The sequence below is a fragment of the Gordonia sp. IEGM753 genome (assembly GCF_050321825.1).
Taxonomy (GTDB): Bacteria; Pseudomonadota; Gammaproteobacteria; order Pseudomonadales; family Pseudomonadaceae; genus Aquipseudomonas.
Genome location: NZ_JBNQGB010000004.1, coordinates 362,968 through 374,939 on the forward strand (window position 1 = coordinate 362,968; position 11,972 = coordinate 374,939).

At 57.1% G+C, this 11,972-nt stretch carries 12 protein-coding genes; 7 read left to right on the top strand and 5 right to left on the bottom strand.

The genetic code is table 11. The features are described from left to right. Window positions 1-273: 273 nt before the first annotated feature. Together ACQR3R_RS21355 and rlmF are read left to right on the top strand one after the other, a co-directional pair. Entirely contained in the window at window positions 274-3,120 is a 2,847-nt protein-coding gene (locus ACQR3R_RS21355) for a valine--tRNA ligase (RefSeq protein WP_428275058.1), read from the top strand. Between the two features lie 179 nt (window positions 3,121-3,299). Next, a complete protein-coding gene (gene rlmF, locus ACQR3R_RS21360; protein WP_428275060.1) occupies window positions 3,300-4,322 on the top strand; it encodes a 23S rRNA (adenine(1618)-N(6))-methyltransferase RlmF in 1,023 nt (340 codons plus the stop codon). Between the two features lie 200 nt (window positions 4,323-4,522). Here the strand turns inward: rlmF and ACQR3R_RS21365 are convergent, their stop codons facing one another. Beyond that, a complete protein-coding gene (locus ACQR3R_RS21365; protein ID WP_007905514.1) occupies window positions 4,523-4,804 on the bottom strand; it encodes an HU family DNA-binding protein in 282 nt (93 codons plus the stop codon). Window positions 4,805-5,198: 394 nt separating this feature from the next. On the opposite strand from ACQR3R_RS21365, the gene yejK reads away from it, so the two are divergent. Continuing rightward, window positions 5,199-6,203 carry a nucleoid-associated protein YejK gene (gene yejK, locus ACQR3R_RS21370; RefSeq protein WP_428275063.1) on the top strand — a complete coding sequence of 335 codons (1,005 nt, stop codon included), beginning with the start codon at window positions 5,199-5,201 and terminating at the stop codon, window positions 6,201-6,203. Further along, the gene (locus ACQR3R_RS21375; RefSeq protein ID WP_428275065.1) at window positions 6,203-6,553 is read left to right on the top strand and encodes a glutaredoxin domain-containing protein; all 351 of its coding nucleotides are present in this window, start codon (window positions 6,203-6,205) and stop codon (window positions 6,551-6,553) included. Before yejK ends, ACQR3R_RS21375 begins: the two co-directional genes overlap by 1 nt. Before the next feature lie 61 nt (window positions 6,554-6,614). On the opposite strand, the gene ACQR3R_RS21380 is transcribed toward ACQR3R_RS21375, so the two are convergent. The 4 genes from ACQR3R_RS21380 to ACQR3R_RS21395 all read right to left on the bottom strand — a co-directional run bounded on the left by ACQR3R_RS21380 (window position 6,615) and on the right by ACQR3R_RS21395 (window position 9,197). Next, complete coding sequence (locus tag ACQR3R_RS21380) at window positions 6,615-7,550, bottom strand: glutathione S-transferase N-terminal domain-containing protein (protein WP_428275067.1); 936 nt, start codon at window positions 7,548-7,550, stop codon at window positions 6,615-6,617. 84 nt (window positions 7,551-7,634) lie between these two features. After that, window positions 7,635-7,946, bottom strand: a complete 312-nt coding sequence (locus ACQR3R_RS21385) for a GIY-YIG nuclease family protein (protein WP_428275069.1) — start codon at window positions 7,944-7,946, stop codon at window positions 7,635-7,637. 39 nt (window positions 7,947-7,985) lie between these two features. Continuing rightward, window positions 7,986-8,456 (bottom strand): nuclear transport factor 2 family protein, encoded by a 471-nt coding sequence (locus ACQR3R_RS21390; RefSeq protein WP_428275071.1) that lies wholly within the window; start codon window positions 8,454-8,456, stop codon window positions 7,986-7,988. Between the two features lie 108 nt (window positions 8,457-8,564). Beyond that, window positions 8,565-9,197, bottom strand: a complete 633-nt coding sequence (locus ACQR3R_RS21395; protein ID WP_428275073.1) for a response regulator — start codon at window positions 9,195-9,197, stop codon at window positions 8,565-8,567. Between the two features lie 351 nt (window positions 9,198-9,548). Here ACQR3R_RS21395 and ACQR3R_RS21400 point away from each other — a divergent pair, with 351 nt between their 5' ends. The 3 genes from ACQR3R_RS21400 to ACQR3R_RS21410 all read left to right on the top strand — a co-directional run bounded on the left by ACQR3R_RS21400 (window position 9,549) and on the right by ACQR3R_RS21410 (window position 11,929). Beyond that, on the top strand, window positions 9,549-10,172 hold the full coding sequence (locus tag ACQR3R_RS21400; RefSeq protein WP_428275075.1) for a DUF1120 domain-containing protein: 624 nt from the start codon (window positions 9,549-9,551) through the stop codon (window positions 10,170-10,172). A gap of 219 nt (window positions 10,173-10,391) precedes the next feature. Continuing rightward, the gene (locus ACQR3R_RS21405) at window positions 10,392-11,015 is read left to right on the top strand and encodes a DUF1120 domain-containing protein (RefSeq protein ID WP_428275077.1); all 624 of its coding nucleotides are present in this window, start codon (window positions 10,392-10,394) and stop codon (window positions 11,013-11,015) included. 197 nt (window positions 11,016-11,212) lie between these two features. Further along, entirely contained in the window at window positions 11,213-11,929 is a 717-nt protein-coding gene (locus tag ACQR3R_RS21410) for a fimbria/pilus chaperone family protein (protein WP_428275079.1), read from the top strand. Window positions 11,930-11,972: the final 43 nt, after the last annotated feature.

An 11,972-nucleotide genomic window follows, 5' to 3' on the forward strand; every position in this document is an offset into this window, starting at 1 on the left:
GGATTTATCCCCGATCGGCTGCGCAGCAGTCGTCGATTCTGTAAATGCGTTTTGCAAATAAAATGCTGGGGCCGCTGCGCAGCCCAACGGGGATAAATCCCCTCGCCACAAAAGCCCCCAGCCACAAAATCCCCCTCACCACAAAAGTCCCTCGCTACAAAAGTTAGCGACCACATTCGCTCTGCGCCTGTCTGCACTTGCTCGCCCTATCCATGATGCCCCGCTATACTCGTCGGCTTTTCCTGAATTACTGCCAATAGGGTCCCGCCGCGCATGGATAAGACCTACCAGCCGCACGCCATTGAAGCTTCCTGGTACAACACCTGGGAGTCAGAGAATTACTTCGCCCCGCAAGGCGCGGGCGAGTCTTACACCATCATGATCCCGCCGCCGAACGTCACCGGCAGCCTGCACATGGGTCACGGCTTCAACAACGCGATCATGGATGCCCTGATCCGTTTCCGCCGCATGCAGGGTCGCAACACCCTGTGGCAACCGGGTACCGACCATGCCGGTATCGCCACGCAGATGCTGGTGGAGCGTCAGCTCGAAGCCCAAGGCCAGAACCGTCACGATTTGGGTCGCGAAAAATTCCTCGAGAAAATCTGGGAATGGAAGGATCAATCCGGCGGCAACATCAGCCGTCAGATCCGCCGCCTCGGCTCGTCCGTTGACTGGAGCCGCGAGCGCTTCACCATGGACGACGGCCTCTCGGAAGCCGTTAAAGAAGCGTTCGTGCGCCTGCATGAAGACGGCCTGATCTACCGCGGCAAGCGTCTGGTCAACTGGGACACCAAGCTGCACACGGCGATTTCCGACCTCGAAGTGGAAAACCACGACGAGAAAGGTTTCCTGTGGAACCTGAAATACCCGCTGGCTGACGGCGCCAAAACCGCCGATGGCAATGATTACCTGATCGTCGCGACCACTCGTCCGGAAACCATGCTCGGCGACGCTGCCGTTGCCGTTAACCCGAACGATGAACGCTACCAGGCCCTGATCGGCAAATTTGTCGAGTTGCCGCTGGTCGGCCGCCGCATTCCGATCATCGCTGACGATTACTGTGATCCTGAATTCGGCACCGGTTGCGTGAAAATCACCCCGGCCCACGATTTCAACGACTATGAAGTCGGTAAGCGCCACAACCTGCCACTGCTGAACATCTTCGACAAAAACGCGGCTGTACTGCCGGCGTGTCAGGTGTTCAACCTCGACGGCACGCTGAACGAAAGCATCGACGGCAAGATTCCGGCCGAATACGCCGGCCTCGACCGCTTCGAAGCCCGCAAGCAAATCGTTGCCGCGTTTGACGCCGCCGGCCTGCTGGTCAGCGTCGACGATCATGGCCTGAAAGTGCCGAAGGGCGACCGTTCCGGCACCATCATCGAGCCGTGGCTGACCGACCAGTGGTACGTGTCGACCAAACCATTGGCCGAGCCTGCGATTGCCGCTGTTGAAGATGGCCGCATTCAGTTCGTGCCTAAACAGTACGAAAACATGTACTTCTCGTGGATGCGCGACATCCAGGATTGGTGCATCAGCCGTCAGTTGTGGTGGGGCCACCGCATTCCGGCCTGGTACGACGAGTCGGGCAAAGTCTATGTCGGTCGCGACGAAGCCGAAGTGCGGGCCAAGAACAACCTGGGCCCGGACGTTGCGCTGCAACAGGACAATGACGTACTCGACACCTGGTTCAGCTCGGGCCTGTGGACGTTCTCCACGCTCGGCTGGCCTGAGCAGACTGAGTTCCTGAAGAAATTCCACTCCACCGACGTGCTGGTGACCGGTTTCGACATCATCTTCTTCTGGGTTGCCCGGATGATCATGCTCACCATGCACTTGGTGAAAGACGAAGACGGCACGCCACAAGTACCGTTCAAGACCGTTTATGTGCACGGTCTGGTGCGCGATGGCCAAGGCCAGAAAATGTCCAAGTCCAAGGGTAACGTCCTGGATCCGCTGGACATCATCGACGGCATCGACCTGGAAACGCTGGTGCAGAAACGCACCTCTGGCCTGATGCAGCCAAAACTGGCGAAGAAGATCGAGAAGCAGACCCGCGACGAGTTCGCCGACGGCATCGCCAGCTACGGCACCGACGCCCTGCGTTTCACGTTCTGCTCGCTGGCGTCCACCGGTCGCGACATCAAGTTCGACATGGGCCGCGTCGAAGGCTATCGCAACTTCTGCAACAAGATCTGGAACGCGGCGCGCTATGTGCTGGACAAGGGTGAAGACTGCGGCCAGAACGGCGAAGCCTACGAATTGTCACTGGCGGATCGCTGGATCATCTCGCAATTACAGCGCACCGAAGCCGAAGTAACCCGCCAACTCGATCAGTTCCGTTTCGACCTGGCGGCACAAGCGCTGTACGAGTTCATCTGGAACCAGTATTGCGACTGGTACCTGGAACTGTCCAAGCCTGTGCTGTGGGACGAAAACGCACCGGTCGAACGTCAGCGCGGCACGCGTCGCACGCTGGTTCGGGTACTGGAAGTGGCGCTGCGCCTGGCGCACCCGTTCATGCCGTTCATCACTGAAGAAATCTGGCAGCGCATCGCGCCGCTGGCCGGCATTCAGGGCAAGACGATCATGCTGCAGCCTTGGCCGGTGGCCAACGAGGAACGCATTGATCCTGCAGCCGAAAGCGACATCGAATGGCTGAAAGAACTGATGCTCGGCACGCGTAACATTCGTGGCGAAATGAACATTGGTCCAGGCAAGCCGCTGAACCTGTTCCTGAAAAACGTCAGCGCCGAAGATCAGCGTCGCCTCACTGAAAACGAAGCTTTGCTGAAGAAGCTGGCGCGTCTGGAGTCGATCACGGTCTTGGCTTCTGGCGAAGAAGCACCGCTGTCCGCCACCGCATTGGTCGGCGAGATGGAAGTGCTGGTGCCGATGGCTGGCCTGATCGACAAGGACGCCGAACTGGCACGCCTGGACAAGGAAATCCTGCGTCTGCAGGGTGAAGTCCAGCGCGTTGGCGGCAAGCTGTCCAACGCTGGTTTCGTCGACAAGGCCCCGGCCGAAGTCATCGAGAAAGAGCGCGCCAAACTGGCTGAAGCCGAACAGGCTTTGGGCAAGTTGGCCGAGCAGCATGCGCGGATTGCCAGCCTGTAACGGCACATCGCAATGAAAAAGGGAGGCCCATGTGGCCTCCCTTTTTTTGTGCCTGCCTATTTCTCCATAGCGCAGCGGATCCCCTGTGGGATTGTCGTGTTCCGTCGCAATTGCGTTCACAAGGCCTGGATGTGGGACAATGGCCGCCACTTTCAGCCATACCCGAATCGACAACGCCCATGAACGCCCCCCGCACACCCCGTCCTGCGCGCAAGAAGCCTGAATCCGCCACCCCGGCCAAAACCGTGGAGCCGCGTGAAAAAGCCAGCCTCCACCCGCGCAACCGTCATCAGGGTCGTTACGACTTCCCGGCGCTGATCAAAACCACGCCTGAACTGGCAAAGTTTGTGATCATCAATCCGTACGGCAAGGAAAGTATCGACTTTGCCAGCCCGGACGCGGTGCGTGTGTTCAACCGGGCACTGCTCAAGTCGTTTTATGGCGTCGCACATTGGGATATCCCGGCCGACTACTTGTGCCCCCCTGTTCCAGGGCGCGCCGACTACGTGCACTTCCTGGCCGACCTGCTGGCCAGCGTCAACGACGGCGAGATCCCGCGTGGCGCGCCGGTCAAGGTGCTGGACATCGGCATGGGCGCCAACTGCGTTTATCCATTGATCGGCTACAGCGACTACCGCTGGCAGTTCCTTGGCTCGGAAATCGACCCGACAGCCGTTGCCGCAGCCAAAGCCATCGTCCAGTCCAACGGGTTGAACAAAGCCATCCAGCTGCGCCTGCAAAGCAACCCCAAGCACATCCTGCTGGGTCTGCTGGAGCCGGGCGAACGGTTTGACCTGACCATGTGCAACCCGCCGTTCCACGCCTCGATGGACGAAGCGACCAAGGGTAGCGAGCGTAAATGGCGAGCATTGGGCCGTGCCGACCCGAAGCGCAAACTGCCAGTGCTGAACTTCGGCGGTCAATCCGCGGAGCTGTGGTGTGAAGGTGGCGAAGCACGCTTTGTGACGCAACTGATCGCCGAAAGCGCCCATTTTCAACACAAAGTGCTGTGGTTCAGCACCTTGGTCTCGAAAGCCTCCAATTTGCCAGCGATCCAGACTGCGCTGAAAAAGGCTGGTGTGCTGGAAAGCCAGGTGGTTGAAATGTCCCAAGGTCAGAAACAAAGCCGTTTCGTCGCCTGGACCTTCCAGACCAAGTCCGAACAGCAGGTTTGGCGCGAGCGCTGGGTTCGCAAGGGCTGAGTCGATGTAGATCAACGGTGGGAGCGAGCCTGCTCGCGGTGGCGTCGTGTCAGTCGACATCATTGTTGAATGATGAATCGCTATCGCGAGCAGGCTCGCTCCCACAGTTGGTTTAGCGGTGTCTGTAGGACAGTCGCCAAATCAAAGGCACAAAAAAACCGTGTCCGGATCGCTCCGGGCACGGTTTTTTTTACTGCGTCTTACTTGTTAACAGCGTCGGTCAGGCCTTTGGCCACAACCAGCTTGATAACTTTCTTGGCAGCGATTTCGATGGCAGCGCCAGTCGAAGGATTGCGGCCGGTACGGGCAGGACGCTCAGTCACTTTCAGTTTGCCGATGCCTGGCAGAGTGATTTCGCCGCCGTTTTCCAGCTGATCGGCAACGATTTGGCCCAGTTGGTCCAGAGCGTTACGCGCGGTGGTTTTTGGCGCGTCGATAGCTTCAGCGATGTCGGCGATCAGTTGGTCTTTAGTAAGAGCCATGTAGTGTTCCTTCCCTATCAAATTCATATGGATTGCAGAGTGCAGTGTCAGCCATCGAGCCGGATCTTCTGGATCTGGCACCCTCGGCCAATAACCACGGGATCGGGGTTATAGATACCGAAATCAGGGTTTGGTTCGACCTGACAAATGCTGAATGCACGCTTAACGCAGTGACTTCGCGTAAGACGGGGCAAAACTAGCACAGAGACGGGGAAATATCCGCCTCTTGCTACCCATTTGGTCAGCTTTATTGCTCTAAAACGGGAAAAAACTGCATAAGAGTCCTTGGGCGGGTGCGTTTTACCCTTCGTGACGCGCCAAAACCAGTGGTTGCGGTACACTTGGCACTTTTTCGGGGAGCACGCCCTCCTCTCTTCAATTAGCCGAGAAGCCCATGCCGATCCGTCATTGCATCGTCCACCTGATCGACAAAAAACCCGACGGCACACCTGCAGTTCTTCACGCTCGAGACTCCGAACTGGCCGAGTCGAGCGCCATCGAGAACATGCTGGCCGACCTCAACGAGAGCTACAACGCCAAACAAGGCAAGGCCTGGGGTTTGTTCCATGCCGAGTCTGGCGCGCATCCGTTCAGCGGCTGGCTGAAGGAATACCTCGATGGCGGCAAGGATTTCACGGCATTCAGCCGCGTCGCAGTGGAACACCTGCAAAAGTTGATGGAGGAATCGAACCTCTCTGTGGGCGGCCACGTGCTGTTCGCGCATTACCAGCAGGGTATGACCGATTACCTGGCCATCGCGCTGCTGCACCACAGCGAAGGCGTTGCAGTGACCGATCAACTGGACGTGACACCATCGCGGCACCTGGATTTGGGCCAATTGCACCTCGCGGCGCGGATCAACATTTCCGAATGGCAAAACAACAAACAGTCCAAGCAGTACATTTCGTTCATCAAGGGCAAGAACGGCAAGAAAGTGTCGGAGTACTTCCGCGACTTTATCGGCTGCCAGGAAGGCGTCGACGGTCCCGGCGAAACCCGCACCTTATTGAAGGCCTTCAGCGATTTCGTTGAAAGCGAAGACCTGCCGGAAGAAGCCGCACGCGAAAAAACCAAGACTTTGGTGGATTACGCCAGCAGCCAGGCAAAAATGGGCGAGCCCATGGGCCTGGAAGAATTGTCGGAGCTGATCGACGAAGAACGGCCGAAGGCTTTTTACGATCACATTCGCAACAAGGACTACGGCTTGTCGCCAGAGATCCCGGCGGATAAACGCACACTTAACCAGTTCCGCCGCTTTACCGGGCGCGCAGAAGGCTTGTCGATCAGCTTTGAAGCGCACCTGTTGGGCTCCAAGATCGAATACGACGAAGAAGCCGGCACCTTGATCATCAAAGGGTTGCCGACGCAGTTGACCGACCAACTCAAGCGACGCAACTGATGCTGAACGGCGTGCTGAAAAAATTCCTGCTGATTTTGCTGGTGGTCGTGGTTTACCAGAACTGGGGCAAGATCGAGCGGGTGTTCAATCCATCGCAAGTCGTGTCCGAACAGACTCAGGCCAAGGCCAACGTGGTGATGTACGCCACCGACTGGTGCGGTTACTGCAAGTTGACTAAACGGTTTCTCGATCAGAAAGGGATTCCGTACAAGGAGTTCGACATCGAGAAGGATGCCGAGGCGCGCAAGGCGTACGAAGCACTGGGTGGACGCGGAATTCCGTTGATCGACGTCAATGGCACGTTGATTCGCGGCTATGACCCGGATGAAATCCTCGCCGCACTGAAGTAACACATCCCAGCCTGTAGGCGCCGGGTTACCAGCGCCTACCGGCCAAGGCATGAACGAATGTTTACTGCGCCTCTATCCGGAAGCCAAACCGCGGGAAGTGCACATGCACCACACCGCCACGTTCGTCTTCTCGGCGCAGGATCAATTCCTCACTCCCGGCAAACAGCAGCTCACCGGCAACCGGATCTACCCCGTAGTCGGTGGCCGCGATCACCACGTGCTGACCGGCCTTGAAACCATTCGGCTCACTGAACTGCTCATCCGGCAAAGCCGCCGGCGTGGCATTGCGCGCCACCTGCAACGCCTCTTCGGCAGTCATCTCGCTGGAAGCGTCGTGCCCAAACCCCATGACTCGACCAAACCAGGCCAACACGGCTGGATACGCGTCGACCAGAGGTGAAGTGACCGGCGTAGCCTTGAGGAACCACATTGGATGCACCAGCGCGATGTCGGCGACCGAAGGTTCGCCAAACAAAAAGTCGCCCTGCTCACGCTGCAATTGCTGCTCGAGTCGAGCCATGATCGTTGGCCATTGATGTTTGGCTTGCTCGCCCGATAAACGAGTCGCGCTACCGCCGCTGAACAACCCGGCGCGATCGGCCAGAAAGGCCTTGATCGCTTCCGGGGGCAACTTGCCAAAACGCACCGCCACCGATTCGGGTTGGAACACCAGGCTCACCGCATGCTGGAACACCACCGAATCCGCCCAGGCAGCAAAGCTTGCGACGATCATTTCCTGGCCTTCGGGGAAAAACGCCGGCAGGGCTTTTTCCTGATCCAGACGACGGGCGATCAATGCCGTGTCGCAATAAATATCAGCACCCACCTGCAGCACTGGCGTCTTGCGGTAGCCGCCAGTCAATGCAGTCAGATCGGGTTTGGGCATCACCGGCGAGATATTCACCGAACGCCAGGACAGCCCTTTGAAACCCAACAGCAGGCGGGCTTTTTCGGCAAAAGGGGACGTCGGATAATGGTGCAGAATCAACTCGGACATGCTCGGCTCCGCCGCTCGCTTAAGGAGCCCGCAGCTTAGCGCGCAATCGATAAGCGGCCTACCGATCTGCCTGATGAGCACTTATCAGTCAGATTGATAAGCCTGTACCAAACACTCCTTGGCGCTCTTACGAAGTTTCTTGATAAGTCGCTCCTGGCGAAGAGCGTCACTCTTGTCGCGGCATGCTTCGGTGTAGACCAACGCCACGGCCGGGCTTGAGAGGAAGAAGCGCGCGCCCTTGCCGCTCTGATGTGTAGCGAAGCGGCGAACAGGATCATTGCTGATCCCGCAGTACAGGGAGCCATTGGCAGCTCGAACGAGGTACACGAACCAGGATTTGCTGACGGGCAGCGACGGTTCAGCGGCAATGACAGACGTTTCGCTCGAGGTGCTCATGGGACGATCAAGGCTTGCAGGAAACAAGCCGCGATCTTATCAGCGACTGGCCTGAAATGCCTTCAGTCCCTTCAAGGCCTGGGCGCGAACCGCGTTGCTCACCAACGGCGACCAGCCCAACAGCAGCCCTTTGAAACCCAACGCCTGCCGCGACCAACGCCACAGGTCGAAACTGTCATGGTGCTCGCAAATCTTGCCGTCGCGAAACACGAAGCGCGCCTCAATATCGTTGATCACAATATTGCCGGTCTGGCTGAACAAATAGGTTGCGACCCAGTGTGCACCGCCAGTGCGTTCATCACTGCGCACGTTGTCGAACGTCAGGGAAAAGTCCTTGGCGCGAGTGGTGAGCATGCGCCACATGTCACCGGCATCACGACCACGCAGCTCACCGAACGCCGGATCACTGAACACTACGTCGTCGGTGTAACACGCGCTCATAGCCTCGGCATCCAGTCGTTGAAAGGCCTGGTAGAACCGGGTGATCAATGCGTCATGGGCATCACTCATGGGGCAAGCTCCGAGTCGTCGAAAGAGTGCCTGCAAGATAATCCGCAAATGCTTCGAACACTATCGGCATTCGTGGTGTAAATACCTGTGCTGCGTAGCTCATTTAACCTAATGCACCATGCCACTCTCACGCGCGTAGGCAAAAAGATCCACATCGGTAGAAATACCCAGCCGGTGCATGGCCATGCTCTTTTGTTTGCTGATGGTCGACACGCTGCGGTGGAAGTGGCCGGCGATTTCACTGACGGTCATGCCGCTGGCCAGCATTCTTACGACCTCATGTTCTTTTGCCGACAGCGAAGGTGGGCTTGAGTTTGCTGCTGCGTCCGCCTGAATAAGCGTAGTGCGCAACGACTCACTGATGAAACGCCGACCTGTACTGACCGCATTGATCGCCAAAGGCAGCTCCTTCGCCGATGCGCCCTTGGTCACTATCGCCGATACTCCTTCAGCGAACGCAGCCCTGAGCGTCGTGACGTTGGCAACCATCGTCACCAGTATTATCGGCATTGAAGGGTAACGACGATTCACTATATTCAGCATCTTGAGACCATCGGCCTGCAAGTCGCCCGGCATGCAAAAGTCCGTAATCAACAGATCGCAGGGCGTGGCTTCAAGAAGGCTCAATAGACTGTCCGGACCAGCGGCCTCCCCCACAATCACGCAGGTCCTGCTTCGTTCGACGAGCATCCGCAAGCCGATACGAACCACCGGATGGTCGTCAGCAATAATTACGCGCATTGTCGGATTTATCCTATTGGTCACTGGAATGGGCGAAAACTAGCGCTGTCTCGCTTCCATCACAACGCCCAATCTCGAGGGCAAAACCGTTTGGTCCAGCGTTACCGGGGTGCTGTCCTTTTTCCTATGTAAGAAACAGAAGCGCCCTACTTTTTTTATAGGCATCAGCTACACAGAAGGACTACAGACAACACCACTAAAGCTAAATGATGCATTGCTCATACGCTGTTTCGTACAGCCGTCGGCCCGTTTTCGTATTTATTGCATACCGCGTGGTTCCCTCGACCGTTAGATTGCGCCTTGTCCTCGAAGGACGAAATCCAATCATCATTCGTCAAGGAAAAGACACCCATGAACCGACGTCTATCCCTTCTGACCGCTGCGTTACTCCTGATTGGGGCATCGTCGGCGTTCGCATCCAGTACCGACCTGAGCGTCACCGGCATCATCACTCCCTCAGCCTGCACGCCTACGCTTACCGCTGGCGGTATCGCTGATCATGGCAAGCTTTCCGTCAAAGACTTAGCCCCTGACGCGCACACCTATTTGCCTCACGCCATCCTGGTTTTGGCCGTGAACTGCGAAGCACCTACCACGTTTGCCATCTCGCCCATTGATAATCGAGCCGGCACCGGAACGGCTGCACGCCAATTTGGCCTGGGGCTGATCAATACCAGCGAGAAGCTGGGTCACTTCCGCGTTATCCCGCGCAACGTGATGGCTGACACCGTCGAAGCCCAAGCCATTCTCTCCAATGACAGTGGAAAAACCTGGGAGAAGGAAGGCGTTGATTTTTGGGGGGCTAATAACATATGGGGCGTTGCAGCCGTGGGACCGGTCACGGTACCGATTCCAATAAAGGACCTGCTGCTGGACCTGCAGGTGCAAACAGGCATAGCACCAACCGACGACTTGACGCTGACCGATGAAGTCGACATTGACGGCTCGGTGGTTCTCCAGCTCGTGTATCTGTGACAGTGAACAATGCGCGGGCAACGTCTGAAAACTACGTCGCCCACGCAAAAAAATCTGCAGAAAACGCTTCGAAAAATGACGTTTGCAGCTTTCGACACACTTTCACACTGCAGGACACTCGTTTTCGTATTAGTTGCATTTCCCCCGACGACTCCTGCCAGTAAGTTGCGCCCATCCGCAAACGGACTTGCAATCACTCTTCATCAAGGAACGAAAAATATGAAAACGACCGTTTCCATACTGACAGCAACCTTACTGATCACAGGTGCATCGTGTGCTTTCGCAGCCTCCACCGACCTGACAGTGAAAGGCCTGATTACGCCATCGGCGTGCGCACCTAATCTGGCGAATGGCGGAATTGTAGACTACGCAAAAGTGAGTGCGCGGGACCTGAATCAGACCACCACCACGCCCCTGGGCCCCCAAACCCTGCAATTGACAGTCAACTGCGATGCTTCCGCCCTCTTTGCGATCAGTGCCATCGATAACCGAAACGGTACGTCGATGGGGGATGTGTACTTCGGCCTCGGACCGATCAACGAGACCGAGAGGTTGGGCGGCTATACCTTGAGACTTCAGGACCCGGTCACAGATGCTCCGGTGAGCACGCTGTACTCAACAGACAATGGAACTACCTGGAGCCGATCTGGAGCAGGCTTGTTTGCTCCTGGTTACTGGATGGGATTCGGCAACGAAACGGCCGGTGCCTGGGCGCCTGATGCCCTTCAAAATCTGACCACGAACCTTGTAGTCGAAGCGTCGATCGCTCGCGCCGACAGCCTTACCTTAACGGATGAGGCGAAGCTCGACGGCTCTGCAACCTTGCAGATCGAATACCTGTAACCCATCGTTTTCAGCGGGCAGCACTGGGTAGCCGACGCGGCCCGTCCATAGGACAACCTTTCATGCATAACGCAACGTCAATGACGATGGACTGAAGGTCGTACGTTTTTTCGACTCGGGGCACTCCCGCAAAAACCCGTACCACATTGCCTGACCCGGTACTCCCGCCTGTTTTTAATCACTCAACGAGAAACGTCATGACGATGTTGTTTAACTGTGTGCGCCCGCTGATCCATCACAGCCTGGGAGCGCTTGCACTGTTGCTGGCATCACACGCACACGCCGACGGCATGATCCCGAACACCACGGTGGTGATCGTCAACGAGGCGGACGGTGAAGCCTCGGTTTCGGTGACCAACTCCGACGCCAGCCTCGCGTTACTGCACGTCACGATTGAAAACATTCCTGAGGACAGCGAATCGCTGGTGTTTGTAACGCCACCGTTGGCACGCGTCGAGGCCTCAAAAACCCAACTGGTGCGTTTCATTCTGCAGACGGAAAAACCATTGCTCACCCAACGATTGAAGCGGGTGATCTTTGAAGGCATACCGCAAGGCAAGCCTGCCGCTGAAGCCGGGCATGCCCGGGTCGGGGTGACGGTGCGACAGAACCTGCCGCTGATTTTGCACCCCAAAGGCCTGGCGCCCAACCGAACACCGTGGACTGATCTGCAATGGTCGTTGCACGACGGCCAACTGACGGTACTTAACGACACGCCCTATGTCGTGCGCCTCGGCCAGGAAGTGCAAATGCTGCCATCGAAAGATCAGGTGATGTTGCCGCGAACGTATGTATTACCAGGAGAAACAATAAGTATTCCAGTGCCCAATGCAGCAGCACAGCATGTGCGCTTTCAGCCCGCTACCGTCTACGGTTTTGCTGTACCGCATTACGAGGCACCGCTCAAATCCTGACATCCCCCACCATGGCGTTCCAAAGGAACGGTGAGCGTCGAAG